The sequence below is a fragment of the Rhodoplanes tepidamans genome (assembly GCF_030813915.1).
Lineage (GTDB): Bacteria > Pseudomonadota > Alphaproteobacteria > Rhizobiales > Xanthobacteraceae > Rhodoplanes > Rhodoplanes tepidamans.
In genome coordinates this window covers 64,505-80,367 of sequence record NZ_JAUSUJ010000019.1, presented here as the reverse complement: position 1 = coordinate 80,367, position 15,863 = coordinate 64,505, and the positions used below count along the sequence as shown (strand labels likewise).

Sequence of the window (15,863 nt, the reverse complement as noted above, 5' to 3'; positions counted from 1 at the left end):
GGTGCGAACCCGGAATCGAGCGGAAAGCTCTGAATTCTCGGTTGGATTCCGGGTTCGGCGCTACGCGCCGCCCCGCAATGACGGTGCCTACACCTCCTCCACCAGCAGCGGCGGAGAGTGCAGGTAGGCGGCGACGCGGCGCTTCGAGGCGATGTCGCGCCAGACGCGCGCGATCTGGTCGGGCGCGAGGCCGACCGCCGGGGCGGCGACCGCGGCCGGGACGGCGTGGTTCAGGGCGTAGAGGCAGAGATCCATGCGGTCCCAGGGCAGCGCGAAGTAGAACTCCTCCTGGGTCTGGGCGAGCGACCAGGTGTCGGTGGTCGGCGGGCGGCGGCGGATCTCGTCGGGCACGCCGAGATGGGCGGCGAGCGCGTAAACCTGGGTCTTGTAGAGATGCGCGATCGGCTTGAGGTCGGCGGCGCCGTCGCCGTTCTTGACGAAGAAGCCCTGGTCGTATTCGAGCCGGTTGGGCGTGCCGGCGACGGCGCGGTTCAGCCGGTCGGCGTGGAAGTATTCGAGCTGCTTGCGCGTCCGCTGCTTCATGTTGGTGGCGGCGACGAGGCCGAGATAGGCGTCGAGCGGCAGGCGGAGCTTGCGCTGCTCGCCGTCCGGCGCCTGCACGACCAGCGCGGTGAGGCTGTAGGGCGCGCCGTCGGCGGCCGCGGCGATCACCACCTTGCAGCCCCAGCCGTCGCCGAACTCCGGCACCAGCGTCCGGATCAGCGCGTCGCGCCGGGCGTAGCAGCCGGCCGCGTCGAGCATCGGGGCGATGTCCTCGACCACGGTCGCGATGCCGAGCGTCTCGGCGAGCGCGCGGCCGAGCCGCAGGCTGTCGGGGTCGGAGTCGCGTTCCGGCATCAGCACGCCGAGCACGCGGCCGGGGCCGAGGGCGCGGACGCACAGCGCCGCCGTGACGCTCGAGTCGATGCCGCCCGACAGGCCGAGCACGACGCCGCGCCTGCGCAGCGTGCGCAGCACCTGGGTCTCGATCGCGGCGGCGATGCGGGCCGTCTCGGCGGCCGCGTCGATGGCGAGCACGGCGGCCGAGAACGGCGGCGCGGCGCCGTCCGGCCCGGCCGGGACATCGTCGATGGCGTGCTGGCGGAGCGGCGTGGTCATTCGGCGGCGTCCATGAGCGGGGCCGCGAGCGCGCGGCGGTCGATCTTTCCGTTGTCGAGCTTCGGCAGCGCGTCGCGGAACTCGACGTGCTTCGGCACCATCACGTCCTCGAGCACGCGGGCGCAGTGGCGGATCACGTCCTGGGCCGTCAGCGCGCCCGGCGCGGCGACCACGATCGCCTTCACGGCCTGGCCGAGGATCGGATCGTCGACGCCGAGCACCGCGGCCTCGCGCACGCCGGGCAGCGCATGCAGCGCCCGCTCGACCTCCTGCGGGCTCACCTTCTCGCCGCGCGACTTGATGATGTCGTCCTTGCGGGCGACGAAGTAGAAAAAGCCCTCGGCGTCGGCCCGGAACAGGTCGCCGGTGTGCAGCACCCGCTCCCACGGATACGGCCCCGGCCGCAGCGCCCTGGCGGTCGCGGCGGGATCGTCCCAGTAGCCCTGCATCACGTGCGGCCCGCGCACCACCAGCTCGCCGACCTCGCCGGGCGGCAGCGGCGCGCCGGTCTCGTCGGCCACCCACACCTCGGTGCCGGGCAGCGCGACGCCGACCGAGTCGGGCCGGCGCATCAGCTCGTCGGGCGGCAGCCAGGTGCAGCGCTTGCACTCGGTGAGCCCGTACATGGAATGCAGCCGCGCCGCCGGGAACAGGGTGCGCAGCCGCAGGATATGGCCGATCGGCAGCGCCGCCGCCGTGTTGGTGAAGGTGCGCAGCGTCGGCAGGTCGCCGGTCTTCAGATCCTTCAGCTGCAGGAGCAGCGCCGCGATGGTCGGCACCAGCGGGAAGACGGTGGCCCGCTCCGCCGCGATCCGCTGCACCACGGCCTGCGGGAAGGCGAACGACTTCTCCAGCACCAGCGTGGCGCCGGAGCGCGCCGCCAGGAACACCTGATAGAGCCCGTAATTGAACGACAGCGGCAGCACGCTGAGGATCACGTCGTCCTCGCGGCTGTCGATGCAGGCGGCGACCGCGCCCGCCGCCGCCAGCATGTTCTGGTGGGTCATCATCACGCCCTTGGGCCTGCCGGTGGTGCCCGAGGTGTAGATCAGCATGGCGAGGTCGAGGGCGATGCCCGGTGCGGGCGGCGGCGCCGCGTCGGCCGACAGCGCCGCATCGTAGCGCAGCCAGGACGGCGGCGCGCCGTCGCGCGGCTCGGCCACCATCACGGTCCCGACGGCCGGCGCCTGCGCCAGCGCGGCCGCGGCGACGCGGGCGAGCCGGCCGAGCGTGACCAGCCCGGCGGCCCGGCAGTTGTTCAGCACGTAGGCGAGCTTGTCGGCCTTGGTCGACGGGTGGATCGGGCTGAACACGCCGCCGGCCTTGAGGATCGCGAAGATCGCGACCACGGCCTCGGCGCAGTTGTCCATGAACACGACGACGCGGTCGCCGCGCCGGATGCCGTGCGCCGCCAGCGCGCCGGCGAGCCGGTCGGAGGCGCGGTCGAGATCCCGCCAGGTCAGCCGCCGCTCGCCGGCGACCAGCGCGACCTTGTCGGGCCGCCGGGCGGCGCTCGCGCTCAGGAAGGTCTCGACCCGCATGGATGTGTCCCGCTGTGCTGTCAGGCCCCGGTCAGGCCGCGCGCGCCGTGGCGAGCTTCACCTCGACGAAGGCCGCGATGCGGTCGATCGAGTCGAGATTCTCCGGGACGATGTCGGCGTCGGCGATCGCCAGCCCGAAGTCCTGCTCGAGGAAGGCGACGAGCTCGAGGATGCCGGTCGAGTCGATCAGCCCGAGATCGAGCAGCGAGTCGCCGTCGGCGATCGCCTCCAGGTCTTCGCGGAACAGGAAATTGTCGCGGATGAAATCACGGATCTTGTCACGGCGGGAGGACGGCATGGACTCTGGCCCGGTCTGTTGCGGAAGATGAATCGGCGGCCGCCCGTCGCACGAAGCGGCCGTGGAGAATCTGGGTGGAGAGGATGCCGATCAGCGCGGCGTTGTCGCGGGCGCCCGGCGCCGGCGCCGTCTCGCATTTGCGGACGAGCTTCGCGACCGCGCCGGCGTCGAACAGCCCCGCCGCGGCGAGCGCCGCCGGCGCCAGCGCCGTGTCGACGCAGGCCGCGCGCGGCCGCAGGACGGCGGCGCTCTCCGGCGCCCGGTAGGGCTGCTTCGGCCGGGTGGCGATCGCGGCGGGCAGCAGGTCGGCCGTCGCCTCGCGCAGGATGTGCTTCTCGCGCAGCACCTTCAGCTTGAGATGCGGCGGCAGCCGGGTGGCGAAGTCGATCACCCGCGGATCGAGGAACGGGTAGCGGCCCTCGACCGCGTGCGCCATCGACACCCGGTCGCCCTGCGACGACAGGATGAAGCCGGGCAGCAGCACCGTCGTCTCGAGATACTGGGCCTGCGACAGCGGGTGCCAGCGCGCGAACTCCGGCGGCAGCCGGTCGCGCAGCGCGGCGAGCGCGTCGTGGCCGGCCAGCGCGGCGCGCAGGTCGCCGGCGTAGAACTGCTCGAGCCCCCGCAGCGTGCGCACCCGCGGCAGATGCGAGAACAGCGGGTCGGCGAGATCGTCGGCGGTGCCGAGGAAGAACGCCTCGCGATAGCGCTGCGACTGCGCCTTGAGCTGCGGCAGGTACGGATAGAGGCGCTGCAGCAGCAGCGGCCGGCGCCGCGAGCCGGGCTGCGCGGCGCAGAAGCGGCGCAGCTTCGCCTCCTTGAACAGGTCGTAGCCGGCGAACATCTCGTCGGCGCCCTCGCCGGTGAGCACCACCTTGAGCCCCTGCTCGCGTACGTGGCGCGACAGCGCGTAGAGCGGCGCCGGGCCGGTGCGCACCATCGGCCGCTCGGCATGGCCGACGACCGCGGGAAACACTTCGCCGATATCGGCGGTCGCGCAGGTCACGACGTGATGCGCGGTGCCGAGCGCCGCCGCCATCGTCTCCTGGAACGGCCGCTCGTCGAACGCCGCGTCCTCGAAGGCCACCGAGAAGGTCTCCAGGCGGTCGGGCGCGTGGCGCTTCATCAGCGCCGTGACGATCGCCGAGTCGAGGCCACCGGACAGATAGGCGCCGACCGGCACGTCGGCGCGCAGCCGGATGCGGGTGGCGTCGTCGAGCAGCGCGCGCAGCTCGGCGGCGATCTCGCGCGGATCGCGGCGGTCGAGCGCCGCGTGGTCGTCGGCGTCGGGAAACTCCAGCCGCCAGTACGGCCGCAGCGTGACGCCGTCGCGGTCGGCGAGCAGCACGTGGCCGGGCGGCAGCTCGTCGATGCCGGCGAAGATCGTGCGCGGCGCCAGCGGAGCCCACAGCGTCAGCACCTGGTCGAGCGCGACCGGGTCGATCGCGGCGTCGATGCCCGGCACGGCGAGCAGCGCCTTGATCTCGGAGCCGAACCACAGCGCGTCGGGACGCGCCGTGTAGAACAGCGGCCGCACGCCGACGCGGTCGCGCGCCAGCATCAGCCGGCGGCGGCGCCGGTCCCACAGGGCGAAGGCGAAGTCGCCGTTGAGCTTCTCCACGCAGTCCGGGCCCCAGGCCCGATACGCCTCGAGGATCACCTCGGTGTCGGAGGCGGTGCGGAAACGGCCGCCGCGCGCCAGGAGCTCGGCACGCAGCTCGACATAGTTGAAGATTTCCCCGTTGAAGCTGATCACGAGGTCGCCGTCGACGTCCGCCATCGGCTGGGCGCCGCCGTCGAGATCCAGGATGCTCAGGCGCGCATGGGCGAGCCCGACGCCGTCCTCGACATGAAATCCCTTCGCGTCCGGCCCGCGATGCGCCACCGCGTCGATCATCCGCGCGAGCAGCCGCCGCGGCGGCTGCGGTGCATCGGCATGTCCGAGATATCCGGCGAATCCGCACAAGGGGACGGTTCCTTCGCTGGGCGACGCGGCGCGTCCGGGGGCGCCTGCGTCACGGACCGTATGTCACCAGACGGTCTAATTCAGCGCGTTTCGAGGGTTAACCTTAAACCTCCGGCTGCGGAGATGCCGACCGGGGCGCATGCCGTCGTTTCGCCGACCGTGATAACCTTCTCCGGACAAATCGGCTACACCGGCCGCCCCGGCCGGCCGCGATCTGGTATTTGGTTCCGGTGCGGCGCCGCCGGGTTCGACCGGCCGTGCGCCGGAATACGGCGGCGCCGGATGTCCGCGAGCGCGTGAAGCATGAGAACGGCCCTGTCCTCCCCGGTGCGCCGGGCGACCGATCTTCCCGCCCCGGCCGTGCAGGCGGCGCGCACCGCGATCCGTGCGCTCGCGGCGGCCGACGTGCCGGCGGTGGCGCGGCTGTTCAAGTCGACGTTCCGGGCCGGCGACGCCGTGCCGACCGAGATCGTCGCCGCCTATCTCCAGCGCCTCTTTCTCGACGGCCCGGATCACGATCCGGCGTCGCCGTCGCTCGTCCACGCCACCGCGGCCGGCGACGTCACCGGCTTCATCGGCTCGCTGGCGCAGCCGATGGTCGTGAACGGCCGGTCGATCCGGGCCGCCCACGCCTGCAGCCTGATGGTCGCCGACCCGGCGCACGATCACCTCGCCGGCGCCCGGCTGCTGCGCTCCTTCGTCGGCGGGCCGCAAGATCTGTCGTTCAGCGAGACGTCGAGCCCGCTGTCGCGCAAGCTGTGGTCGCGCCTCGGCGGCCGGTCGGTCGCCGCCTACAGCATGAAATGGGTGCGCCTGCTGCGCCCGGCCGCCGCCGCCGTGGCGCTCGCCGCGACGCACTGGCGGCGCGCCGCCCTGCTGAGCCCGCTCGCCTCCGGGCTCGACCGGCTGGTGTCGCGCCGCGTCGACGGCGTCTTCTGGGCGCTGCCGCCGGCACCCGCCGGCGTGGTGACGACGCCAGTCGACCGCGCCGCGCTGGCACCGGCGATCGCCGCGCTGGTACGGCGCTTCGCGCTGGCGCCGGCCTGGACGGCGGCGCAGCTCGACAGCCGGCTCGCCCACGCGGCCCACCTGCCGGCCTACGGCGAGCTCGTCGGCGCCGTGGTGAGCGACCGCGCCGGGCCGGCCGGCGCCTTCGTCTATCACGTCCGCCGCAACGGCCTCGCCCATGTGCTGCAGGTGCTGGCGCGCGACGGCGGCGCCGACGCCGTGGTCGCCAGCCTGATCCGCGACGCCGATGCGCACGGCGCCGCCGCCCTGGTCGGGCGCAGCGACCCGGCGATCATGGAGGCGCTGCTCTACGCCAACAGCGTCATCCTGCACCGCGGCGCCACCACGGTGCATTCGCGCGACCCGGAGGTGCTCGACGCCATCGCGCGCGGCGACGCCATGCTGACCGGACTGGCCGGCGAATCCTGGAGCGAGCTGATCGGCGGCCTCACGGCCGTCCCGCATCGAGGGCCCTGAGCAGCGTCAGGATCGCGCGGTTGAACGGCACCGCGATGCCGTGCCGCTCCGCCGTGCGCACCACCGCGCCGGTGATGAACTCGTGCTCCATCGGCCGGCCGGCGAGCCGGTCGTACAGCATCGAGGTGCCGGTCGACGGATTGTAGGTGCGGTGCAGATGGAGCGTGTGGGCGACGTCGTCCGCGCCGATCTTCGCGCCCTCCGCCTGCCCGACCGCGACGGCCTCGGCGATCAGCGTCTCGCCCAGCGCCGCCACCTCGTCGTCCTGGAAGATGCCGATGCGGCGCAGCGTCAGCGCGGTGATCGGGTTGGCCGCCACATTGGTCAGCACCTTGCGCCACAGCGCGGTGACGAAGTCCGGCTCGTGCGCGACCGCGATGCCGGAGCCCGCCATCAGCGCCGCGAAGGCCTCGCCGACCGGCCCGGCCGGCACCGTGACTCGGCCCTCGGTGTGCAGGCGGATGTGCCCGGCCGCGACCCGCTCGACCCCGGAATAGATCAGCGCCGGCAGCACGGCCGCACCGCCGACGAACGGCGCGACCCGCTCGGCATGGCCGATGCCGTTCTGCACCACCACCACGGTGGTGCCGGGGCCGCACAGCGCCGCGAGCCACGGGCCGGCCGCCGCGGTGTCCTGCGACTTCACCGTGACCAGCACCCACGGCACCGGCGTCACGTCGCCGGGCGTCGCGGCGATGCGGGCCGGAACCGTGTCGCTCCGGCCGCCGCGCTCGACCACCAGCCGCTCGAACGGCGTGCGCACGCACAGGGTCACGGCGTGCCCGGCCTCGCAGAGATGGGCGGCCAACAGGCCGCCGATCGCGCCGCCGCCGATCACGGCGACGCGCGTTCCGGACGCAGTCTCGGTCATGGTTCGCTCAGCACTGTCACGATGGCGCCGGTGAGCCGGGCCAGATCCTCCGCGCCGATCGTGAAGGCCGGCGTGAGATAGACGATCCGTCCGAACGGGCGGACATAGACGCCCTCGGCGACGAAGCGCGCCTTGAGGCGGGGAATGTCGATGGTCGACAGCTCGACCACTCCGATGGCACCGCGCACCCGCACGTCGACGACATTCGGGAGACCGCGGCACGGCGCCAGCCCGGCCGTCATCTGCGTCTCGATCGCCTTCACCTGGTCGAGCCGCGGCTCGCGCTCGAAGAGATCCAGCGAGGCATTGGCGGCGGCGCAGGCGAGCGCATTGCCCATGAAGGTCGGCCCGTGCATCAGCGCCTGCATGGGATCGTCCGACCAGAAGGCCCGGAAGACGCGCTCGCTCGCCACCGTGGCGGCGAGCGGCAGGGTGCCGCCCGACAGCGCCTTGCCGAGGGTGACGATGTCCGGCACCACGCCGGCCGCATCGCAGGCGAACATGGATCCGGTGCGGCCGAAGCCGGTGAACACCTCGTCGAAGATCAGCAGCGTGCCGTGGCGGTCGGCGAGCGCGCGCAGGCGGCGCAGCACCGCGGCGTCGTGGAACAGCATGCCGCCGGCCCCCTGGACCAGCGGCTCCACCAGGATCCCGGCGATCGCGTCGGCACGCTCGCCGAGCAGCCGGTCGAGCGCCGCCGTGGTCGCCTCGTCGCGCGGCAGGTCGGTGATCAGGTGCTCGGGCAGCAGGCCCTTGAACAGCCGGTGCATGCCCTCGTCCGGATCGCACACCGCCATGGTGGCCGTGGTGTCGCCGTGATAGCCGCCCCGGAACGCGACGAACTTCGTCCGGCCGCGCACGCCGTTGTTGATCCAGTACTGGACCGCCATCTTCATGGCGACCTCGACGGCGACCGAGCCCGAATCGGAGAAGAACACCCGACCGAGATCGCCGGGCAGCAGCGCCGCGAGCCGCTCCGCCAGCCGCGCCGCCGGCTCGTGCAGCAGCCCGCCCAGCATCACATGCGGCATCGTCTCCAGCTGACGGGCGATCTCTATTCTCATATGCGGATGATTGTAACCGTGGCAGGCCGTCCACCACGAGGCGACACCGTCGACCAGCTCGCGCCCGTCGGCGAGCCGGATGCGGCTGCCGTTCGTGGCCACGACCGGCAGTGGCGGCGGCGCCGTCTTCATCTGGGCATAGGGGAGCCACACCCGATCACGACCGCGTGTGAACCAGGATGGCGGATCTGCGGACCCGGCATGGCGCAATTCGCCCGTCGGCGCAGCATCATGCGGGCCATGCATGGCGTGCCCCACACCATCGTCGGTTGCTCTTGTCATCGCGGACGGCCACCCTGCCGGTTCGACCGACGGGACAGCCCCGCCCGGCCGACGGTCCAAGCACCGCACCCACTAGCGCACCGCCACCCGGGGCGAAACCCGTTTCGCCATCACGCCAGCGACCCAGTACCGACCCGATGACATCTCTCGACGCCTTCGCCACCGCCAAGCTCGACGCCCTCGCGGCGCAGAGCCTGCGGCGGACCCTCGTCCACACCGCCCGCGCGCCGGGCGTCGTGGTCGAGCGCGACGGACGGCGCTATCTCTCCTTCTCCTGCAACGACTACCTGAACCTGTCGCATCATCCGGCCGTGCTGGCCGCCGCGCACGCGGCGCTCGACCTCTACGGCATCGGCTCCGGCGCCTCGCGGCTGGTCACCGGCAACCACCCGCTCTACGGCGCGCTGGAGGAGCGTCTCGCCCGCCTCAAGGGCGCCGAGGCGTGCTGCGTGTTCGGCTCCGGCTACCTCACCAACACCGGCGTGATTCCGGCGCTCGCCGGCCCGGGCGACCTGATCGTCGTCGACGAATGGGCGCATGCCTGCATCATGGCCGGCAGCCGGATGAGCGGCGCCACCGTGCAGGTGTTCCGCCACAACGACGTCGGCCACGCCGGGGAGCTGCTGGCGGCGCATCGCGGCGCGCACCGCAACGCGCTGCTGCTCACCGACGGCGTGTTCTCGATGGACGGCGACCTGGCGCCGCTGCCGGCGCTCGGCCGTCTCGCGAAGGAGCACGACACCTGGCTGATGGCCGACGACGCCCACGGCATCGGCGTGCTGGCCGGCGGCCGCGGCTCCACCTACGCGTTCGACGAGCCCGCCGACGTGCCGCTGCAGATGGGCACGCTGTCGAAGGCGATCGGCGCCTATGGCGGCTATCTGTGCGCCTCGCGCCCGGTCGTCGAGCTGATGAAGAGCCGGGCCCGCACCCTCGTCTACTCGACCGGGCTGCCGCCGCCCGTGGTCGCCGCCGCGATCGCGGCGATCGACCTGATCGAGGCGGATCCGCGTCTCGCCGAGGCACCGATCGACAAGGCGCGGCTGTTCACCCGGCGCGTCGGGCTCCCCGATCCGCAGAGCCCGATCGTGCCGGTGCTGGTCGGCGAAGCCGAGGCGGCGCTCGCCGCCTCGCGCATGCTCGCCGAGGAGGGGTTCCTGGTGGTGGCGATCCGGCCGCCGACCGTGCCGCCCGGGACGGCACGGCTGCGGCTGACCTTCACGCCCGCCCACCCGGACCAGGACATCGAGCGGCTCGCGGACCTCGTCCGCGACCGCGTACTGGGGAACGTGCCATGACAGTCGTTTTCGTCAGCGCCACCGGAACCGAGGTGGGCAAGACGTTCGTGTCCCGCGGCCTGATCAGGGCCCTCAAGACGAAGGGACGCACCGTCGAGGCGCTGAAGCCGGTCCAGAGCGGCTACGATCCGCGCGAGGCCGAAGGGAGCGACGCCGGCCTGCTGATCGCCGCCACCGGCGCCGAGCCGAACGAGGAGACCATCGCGGCGGCCGCGCCGTGGCGGTTCGAGGCCCCGCTGTCGCCGCATCTCGCGGCGCGGCGCGAGAACCGCAGCATCGACGCCGACGCGGTGATCGCCTTCTGCCGCGACCGCGTCGCGAAGAAGCAGGACGCCATGGTGATCGAGGGCGTCGGCGGCATCATGGCGCCGCTCGACGAGACCCGCACCGTGCTCGACCTGATGGTCGCGGTCGGCGCCCCCGTGGTGCTGGTCGCCGGCAGCTATCTGGGCACCATCAGCCACACGCTGACGGCGCTCGACGTGCTGGCCCGGCGCGGCCTCGGCGTCCTGGCCGTGGTGGTCAGCCAGACCGCCGACAGCTCGATCCCGCTCGACGAGACGGCGTCGACGCTGACCACCTTCGCCAAGGGCGTCCCGGTGCTGAAGCTGCCGCGCCTGCCGCCCGAGAGCGCCCCCGAGCACCCGGTGCTCGACCGGCTCGCCGCCATGGTGTGACGGCGGGTCCCGGGCCCCGGCCCGGCCGCAGGGTGGCGCGCCGCGCCGCCCCGTGATCCACTCGGCGCCGTCATCGCGGGACGGGGCGGCGCCATGGATCTCTCCTACACCCAGAACATGGAAGACCATCACGTCTGGCTCGCCTTCGGCGGGCGGACGCCGGGCACCTATGTCGACGTCGGCGCCGGCCATCCGGTCGCCGACAACGTCACGTTTCGGCTCTACGAGCGCGGCTGGCGCGGCCTGGTGATCGAGCCGCAGGCCGACCTGCTCGCCCTCTACGGCCGGCTGCGGCCGCGCGACGTCGCGCTCGGCACCCTGGTCGGCGCCACCGACGGCGAGGCCGCGTTCCACGTGGTCGACCGCCTGCACGGCTTCTCCACCACGATCGCGGCGCACGCCCGCCAGGCCGGCGAGTTCGGGGCGGCCTTCACCACCGAGCGGCGGCCGATGGCGCGGCTGGCGACCCTGCTGGCCGCGCACGACCTCGGCCCGATCGATCTCCTCAAGGTCGACGTCGAGGGCGGCGAGGCCGACGTGCTGGCCGGCAACGACTGGACCCGGTTCCGGCCGAAGCTGGTGCTGGTCGAGGCGGTGGCGCCGGTGACCAACGCGCCGACCCACGCGGCGTGGGAGCCGCTGCTGCTCGCCGCCGGCTACCGCTTCGCGCTCGACGACACGCTCAACCGCTTCTACGTCGCGCAGGAGTGCCCGGACGTCTGGGAGCGCATGCCCCGGCAGCGCGCCGACTGGCACGCGGTGCGTCACATGTACGAGATCGGCCGCGCCCCGGAGAACGCCCTGCATCCCGACCACGCCCTGGCGAAGGCCCTGGTGCGCGGCTTCCTGGCGAGCCTGCCCTGGCTCGACGACGCGACCCTCGCGGCGGTGCTGAAGCGCGGCCTCGCCGACGGTCGCGGCGAGGGCGCCGCCCTGCCCGACCTCGGCAGCGAGGCGTTCCGCTTCGCCCTCGGCCGCATCGCCTGCGGCTACGACGGCGGGCAGATCCACGAGGAGTGACGACGGCGGTCTTCGGCACAACGTCGCGCCGTCACTCTGAGGCGCTCGGGCGAAGCCCGAGCCTCGAGGGGCGACGGCCCCGATTCGGACGTCGCCGACACAATCGAAATCCAGCGATGTCCGGAGCGGCTGGAGCCCTTCGGAACGGGCCCGGGCCGCATCCTTCGAGGCTCGCCTTCGGCGCGCGCCTCAGGATGACGGGTCCAAGTTCGAGCCGCGGGCACGAGCCCTCGTCCTCGCGGCCCTACCCCGCCATCAGCATGGTCTCGATCGTCCCCTCGAGATTGAGGAGGACGTGGAGCAGGATCACCAACGTGGTCGAGCCGGTCCGCCAGCGCAGCCAGCCGAGCAGCAGGCCGACGGCGAAGATCAGCAGGATGCCGACCCAGTCGTACTGCACGTGCAGGAGCGCGAAGACGAAGGCCGTCAGCACGATGGTGGGCATCGCGCCGGTGTCCGAGCGGGCGCAGCCGCGGAACACGAAGCCGCGGAACAGGAGCTCCTCGCCGATCGGGGCGACGATCACCAGGGCGAACCACAGCAGCGGCAGCACGCCCTGCGCGGCGGCGCTGCGCCAGGTGGCGATCTGCACCGGCGGGACGAGGTCGCGGCCCGCCGCGACGGTGGCGATGTCGGCGACCACCACCAGCGCGACCAGGCTGGCGACGCCGACCAGCACGTCGCGCCGGCCCGGCACGTCGAGGCCCAGATAGGCGACGGCCGCGCCGCCCCGCACCCGCGCCGCGAGCACCAGCGTGACGGTCTGGATCAGGTTGGCGGCGAGCACCACCAGCACGACGGCGGTGCCGTCGGTCGGCAGTGCCGGCCCGGCGAGGGCCGCCGGGCCGAGCCACGCCGACAGGCCGACCGCCGCCACCGCCTGCCCGAGCCCGAAGGCCAGGACCGCGATGGCGAGGGTCGCCGGGATGCCCCAGGGCGGCGCCCCGGCGTCTTCGGCGGCGCTCAAGGCACCAGGATCGACGAGCCGGTGGTCGCCCGCGACTCGAGGTCGACATGGGCCTGCCGGGCGTCCTTCAGGGCGTAGCTCGTCTGCACCGGGATCCTGACGGCGCCGCTCCGCACCACCTCGAACAGCTCGTTCGCCAGCCCCTCGTAGTCGGGACGGGTCGCGGCGTAGTGGTTGAGGGTCGGCCGCGTCGCGAACAGCGAGCCCTTGGCCTGCAGCAGGTTGATGTTGAAGGCCTCGACCGGGCCCGACGCGCTGCCGAACGAGACGAACATGCCGAGCGGCCGGATGCAGTCGAGCGACGCCGGAAACGTCGTCTTGCCGACGCCGTCGTAGACGACGTCGCACAGCGCCCCGCCGGTGATCTCCTTGACCCGGGCGACGAAGTCCTCGTCGCGGTAGTACACGACGTGGTCGCAGCCGAGCGAGGTGGCGATCTCGCCCTTGTCCTTCGAGCCGACCGTGCCGATCACGGTGGCGCCGAGATGCTTGGCCCACTGGCAGACGATCTGGCCGACGCCGCCGGCCGCGGCGTGGATCAGGATGGTGTGGCCCTTCTCGACCTTGAAGGTGCGGCGCAGCAGGTAGCAGACCGTCATGCCCTTGAGCATCATGCCGCCGGCCTCGGCGAGGTCGACGCCGTCCGGCACCTTCAGGGCGCGCGCCGCCGGCAGGATGCGCTCCTCGGCGTAGCCGCCGAGCGTGATCACATAGGCGACCCTGTCGCCGACCGCGAAATCGGTCACGTCCGGGCCGACCGCCGTGACGGTGCCGGCCCCCTCGTTGCCGACCACGAAGGGCAGCCCGGTCGGCGAGGCGTACATGCCCTGGCGGAAATAGGTGTCGATGAAGTTGATGCCGCAGGCCGCCTGCCTGATGCGGATCTGGCCCGGACCCGGCGCCGGAACGTCGACCTCCTCGAAGGTCAGCACTTCGGGTCCGCCGACCTTGTGCACACGCACGGCAGCCACCATGGACGTCTCCTCCGGATTGCATCCCGGGACGCTCGGCCCGGGCCGATTGTGCGGAAAGACCGGCGGCGGGCCGCCCCCGGGAGCCCGATCATAGGAAACGGGTCCGGCCGCGCAAGCACGACCATGGCCCGAGGCCGGGCGCCGGTTGCAGGGCTGTCATGGGAAGAACAGCGACCGGGTGCGGGCGCCGCGCCGGGACGGGCCTCGTGTCCCGGGCGCGGCGCACCGCGCCGCGACCCGGGACGCAGACCCCGGGACAGGAGGCCAGGACCGGGGCCCGGCTCGGTCGGACGAGGCGGTCAAGATCCGTGCCGGGGCACGCGACCGAGAGTCAGGGACGCGGTTTCATCTCTCGGTCGGCGCCCCAGCCGATGGCCGGCTCACACCGGCTTCTGCGGCTCGATCAGCCGGCGGCGGCGGCGCTTGCGCAGCGCGATGATGTTGAACGCCTCGACGGCGCCGGCGAACGCCATGGCGAAGTAGATGTAGCCGCGCGGGATGTGGACCTCGAAGCCGTCGGCGACGAGCGCGACGCCGATCAGCACCAGGAAGGCCAGCGCCAGCATCTTGGTGGTCGGATGCGCGGCGACGAAGCGCGCCACCGGCCCGGACGCCACGAACATCACCGTCACGGCGATCAGCACGGCCGCGACCATGATGCGGATGTCCTGCGCCATGCCGATCGCCGTGACGATCGAGTCGATCGAGAAGACCAGGTCGATGACGATGATCTGCAGGATGATCAGGCCGAACGCCGCCTTGATGGCGGCGGACTCGACGCCCTCCTCCTCGTCGGCCGCCGCCTCGATCTCGGCGTGCATCTCGTGGGTCGCCTTGGCGATCAGGAACAGGCCGCCGGCGATCAGGATGATGTCGTGCCAGGAGAACGCCCGCCCCATCGCCGAGAACAGCGGCGCCGACAGGCTCATCAGCCAGGTCAGCGTGAACAGGAGCAGGATGCGGAAGACCAGGGCGAGGCCGAGGCCGAGCTTGCGCGCCTTGTCGGCGATCTTCGGGTCGAGCCTGGAGACCAGGATCGAGATGAAGACGACATTGTCGATGCCGAGGACGATCTCGAGCGCGCTCAGGGTGACGAGGGCGGCCCAGGCGTGCGGGTCGGTCAGGAGGTCGAGCATGTCGGCGCGGCTCTCTCGGGACGGCCGGTGACGCGATCGACCGGCGAAGGATCGGAGGTGCAGGAACTCTGGTTTATCCGGGGAGGTCCGGCCGGACGCAAGAGTTCCGCCCTGCGGCGTCGGGCCGCGTCAGCCTGCCGCATCCGGGCCGTGTGGTCCGGCTAGCCCGCCGGCGGGCAGGTAGACGCCGGCTCGCCGTCCAGCTCCGGCGCGGTGGCCGGCGCCAAGCGTTCGGCCAGCCAGGCCAGCAGCGCCCGGAGGACCGGCTGGTCGATCTTGGCTTCGGGGACTACCGCCTTGATCAGCATGTCCGGCACGGCGTAGTCGGGCAGCACGGGGACCAAGCGGCCGTCGCGGAGCGGCGCCGCGCAGGCGTAGCGCGACAGCAGGCCGATGCCGTTTCCCTCGACCGCGGCCGCGACCAGGAGCTGGCCGTCGTTGCTGGCGAAACGCGGCCGCACCTCCACGCTGATCGGCCCCTGCGGCCCGGTGAAGTCCCACACAGTGCCGGAGGGCGTGAACACCAGGCAGTCCTGGGTGACGAGGTTGCGCGGATGCTTCGGATGGCCGCGCCGGTTCAGATAGGCGGGCGCCGCGCACACGACCCGGCGCAGCGGGCACAGCGGCACGTCGACGACGTCCGGGAAGGTCGGCGCGAAGGCGCCGATCGCGACGTCGTATCCCTCCTCGATCGGATTGACCGGCCCGTCGATCAGCACAACTTCCATGCTGACCAGCGGATGCGCGCTCTGGAAGCCGCCGAACAGCCCGCCGAGCCGCGTGACGGTCAGCGTGGTCGGCGACTTGATCCGGATGTGCCCCTCGAGGTGCTTCCGGGGCCGCCGCATGGTGGCGAAGGTGTCCTCGAAATCGCTGATCAGCGCGCGAACGCGCGGCAGGAACCGGCGGCCGGCGTCGGTGAGCTCGACCCGCCGGGTCGAGCGCACGAACAGGCTGCGGCGGATCTCGTGCTCGAGCTGACCGACGCGTTTGGTGACCACCGACGGCGCCACCCCGAGCTCGCGTGCCGCCCGCGAGAAGCTGCCGGTTCGGGCCGTCGCCACGAACGCCTTCAGGTTGGTCATCGCGTCCATATTGTTCTCGATTCGCGAAAGCAGATGCCTCGTGTCGGCTGTTTTTAGCGCAGATTGGAGGAGCCTACAGT

General features: G+C 72.5%; 14 protein-coding genes. 4 read left to right on the top strand and 10 right to left on the bottom strand.

Annotation, left to right across the window (positions count from 1 at the left end):
- Positions 1 to 87: 87 nt before the first annotated feature.
- Genes nadE through asnB form a run of 4 tightly spaced genes read right to left on the bottom strand, consistent with a single transcriptional unit; the run spans position 88 to position 4,924 of the window.
- A complete protein-coding gene (gene nadE, locus J2S22_RS21265) occupies positions 88 to 1,119 on the bottom strand; it encodes an NAD(+) synthase (protein WP_272777310.1) in 1,032 nt (343 codons plus the stop codon).
- On the bottom strand, positions 1,116 to 2,660 hold the full coding sequence (locus tag J2S22_RS21260) for a class I adenylate-forming enzyme family protein (protein ID WP_272777309.1): 1,545 nt from the start codon (positions 2,658 to 2,660) through the stop codon (positions 1,116 to 1,118). The genes nadE and J2S22_RS21260 overlap by 4 nt, the downstream gene beginning before the upstream one ends.
- A gap of 31 nt (positions 2,661 to 2,691) precedes the next feature.
- Positions 2,692 to 2,958 (bottom strand): acyl carrier protein, encoded by a 267-nt coding sequence (locus J2S22_RS21255; RefSeq protein ID WP_272777308.1) that lies wholly within the window; start codon positions 2,956 to 2,958, stop codon positions 2,692 to 2,694.
- On the bottom strand, positions 2,939 to 4,924 hold the full coding sequence (asnB, locus tag J2S22_RS21250; RefSeq protein WP_272777307.1) for an asparagine synthase (glutamine-hydrolyzing): 1,986 nt from the start codon (positions 4,922 to 4,924) through the stop codon (positions 2,939 to 2,941). Before asnB ends, J2S22_RS21255 begins: the two co-directional genes overlap by 20 nt.
- 303 nt (positions 4,925 to 5,227) lie before the next feature.
- On the opposite strand from asnB, the gene J2S22_RS21245 reads away from it, so the two are divergent.
- The gene (locus tag J2S22_RS21245; RefSeq protein ID WP_272777306.1) at positions 5,228 to 6,409 is read left to right on the top strand and encodes a hypothetical protein; all 1,182 of its coding nucleotides are present in this window, start codon (positions 5,228 to 5,230) and stop codon (positions 6,407 to 6,409) included.
- On the opposite strand, the gene J2S22_RS21240 is transcribed toward J2S22_RS21245, so the two are convergent.
- Together J2S22_RS21240 and J2S22_RS21235 are read right to left on the bottom strand one after the other, a co-directional pair.
- Positions 6,381 to 7,280 carry a 2-dehydropantoate 2-reductase gene (locus J2S22_RS21240; protein WP_272777305.1) on the bottom strand — a complete coding sequence of 300 codons (900 nt, stop codon included), beginning with the start codon at positions 7,278 to 7,280 and terminating at the stop codon, positions 6,381 to 6,383. The genes J2S22_RS21245 and J2S22_RS21240 overlap by 29 nt on opposite strands.
- Positions 7,277 to 8,476: an adenosylmethionine--8-amino-7-oxononanoate transaminase gene (locus J2S22_RS21235; RefSeq protein WP_370878233.1), complete on the bottom strand. Its 1,200-nt coding sequence runs from the start codon at positions 8,474 to 8,476 to the stop codon at positions 7,277 to 7,279. Before J2S22_RS21235 ends, J2S22_RS21240 begins: the two co-directional genes overlap by 4 nt.
- 287 nt (positions 8,477 to 8,763) lie before the next feature.
- Here J2S22_RS21235 and bioF point away from each other — a divergent pair, with 287 nt between their 5' ends.
- The 3 genes from bioF to J2S22_RS21220 all read left to right on the top strand — a co-directional run bounded on the left by bioF (position 8,764) and on the right by J2S22_RS21220 (position 11,621).
- Positions 8,764 to 9,924 carry an 8-amino-7-oxononanoate synthase gene (bioF, locus tag J2S22_RS21230; RefSeq protein ID WP_272777303.1) on the top strand — a complete coding sequence of 387 codons (1,161 nt, stop codon included), beginning with the start codon at positions 8,764 to 8,766 and terminating at the stop codon, positions 9,922 to 9,924.
- Positions 9,921 to 10,601 (top strand): dethiobiotin synthase, encoded by a 681-nt coding sequence (bioD, locus tag J2S22_RS21225; RefSeq protein ID WP_272777302.1) that lies wholly within the window; start codon positions 9,921 to 9,923, stop codon positions 10,599 to 10,601. The genes bioF and bioD overlap by 4 nt, the downstream gene beginning before the upstream one ends.
- A gap of 93 nt (positions 10,602 to 10,694) precedes the next feature.
- Positions 10,695 to 11,621, top strand: a complete 927-nt coding sequence (locus J2S22_RS21220) for an FkbM family methyltransferase (RefSeq protein ID WP_272777301.1) — start codon at positions 10,695 to 10,697, stop codon at positions 11,619 to 11,621.
- Positions 11,622 to 11,865: 244 nt separating this feature from the next.
- Here the strand turns inward: J2S22_RS21220 and J2S22_RS21215 are convergent, their stop codons facing one another.
- The 4 genes from J2S22_RS21215 to J2S22_RS21200 all read right to left on the bottom strand — a co-directional run bounded on the left by J2S22_RS21215 (position 11,866) and on the right by J2S22_RS21200 (position 15,792).
- The gene (locus J2S22_RS21215; RefSeq protein ID WP_272777300.1) at positions 11,866 to 12,588 is read right to left on the bottom strand and encodes a CPBP family intramembrane glutamic endopeptidase; all 723 of its coding nucleotides are present in this window, start codon (positions 12,586 to 12,588) and stop codon (positions 11,866 to 11,868) included.
- The gene (locus J2S22_RS21210) at positions 12,585 to 13,562 is read right to left on the bottom strand and encodes a quinone oxidoreductase family protein (protein WP_272777299.1); all 978 of its coding nucleotides are present in this window, start codon (positions 13,560 to 13,562) and stop codon (positions 12,585 to 12,587) included. Before J2S22_RS21210 ends, J2S22_RS21215 begins: the two co-directional genes overlap by 4 nt.
- A gap of 380 nt (positions 13,563 to 13,942) precedes the next feature.
- The gene (locus J2S22_RS21205; RefSeq protein ID WP_272777298.1) at positions 13,943 to 14,698 is read right to left on the bottom strand and encodes a TerC family protein; all 756 of its coding nucleotides are present in this window, start codon (positions 14,696 to 14,698) and stop codon (positions 13,943 to 13,945) included.
- Positions 14,699 to 14,859: 161 nt separating this feature from the next.
- Positions 14,860 to 15,792 (bottom strand): LysR family transcriptional regulator, encoded by a 933-nt coding sequence (locus J2S22_RS21200; protein ID WP_272777297.1) that lies wholly within the window; start codon positions 15,790 to 15,792, stop codon positions 14,860 to 14,862.
- Positions 15,793 to 15,863: the final 71 nt, after the last annotated feature.

Coding starts and splice junctions, on each gene's coding strand:
- nadE (WP_272777310.1), bottom strand. CDS start 1,119: ATGACCACGCCGCTCCGCCAGCACGCCATCGACGATGTCCCGGCCGGG.
- J2S22_RS21260 (WP_272777309.1), bottom strand. CDS start 2,660: ATGCGGGTCGAGACCTTCCTGAGCGCGAGCGCCGCCCGGCGGCCCGAC.
- J2S22_RS21255 (WP_272777308.1), bottom strand. CDS start 2,958: ATGCCGTCCTCCCGCCGTGACAAGATCCGTGATTTCATCCGCGACAAT.
- J2S22_RS21245 (WP_272777306.1), top strand. CDS start 5,228: ATGAGAACGGCCCTGTCCTCCCCGGTGCGCCGGGCGACCGATCTTCCC.
- J2S22_RS21240 (WP_272777305.1), bottom strand. CDS start 7,280: ATGACCGAGACTGCGTCCGGAACGCGCGTCGCCGTGATCGGCGGCGGC.
- J2S22_RS21235 (WP_370878233.1), bottom strand. CDS start 8,476: ATGAAGACGGCGCCGCCGCCACTGCCGGTCGTGGCCACGAACGGCAGC.
- bioF (WP_272777303.1), top strand. CDS start 8,764: ATGACATCTCTCGACGCCTTCGCCACCGCCAAGCTCGACGCCCTCGCG.
- bioD (WP_272777302.1), top strand. CDS start 9,921: ATGACAGTCGTTTTCGTCAGCGCCACCGGAACCGAGGTGGGCAAGACG.
- J2S22_RS21220 (WP_272777301.1), top strand. CDS start 10,695: ATGGATCTCTCCTACACCCAGAACATGGAAGACCATCACGTCTGGCTC.
- J2S22_RS21210 (WP_272777299.1), bottom strand. CDS start 13,562: ATGGTGGCTGCCGTGCGTGTGCACAAGGTCGGCGGACCCGAAGTGCTG.
- J2S22_RS21205 (WP_272777298.1), bottom strand. CDS start 14,698: ATGCTCGACCTCCTGACCGACCCGCACGCCTGGGCCGCCCTCGTCACC.
- J2S22_RS21200 (WP_272777297.1), bottom strand. CDS start 15,792: ATGGACGCGATGACCAACCTGAAGGCGTTCGTGGCGACGGCCCGAACC.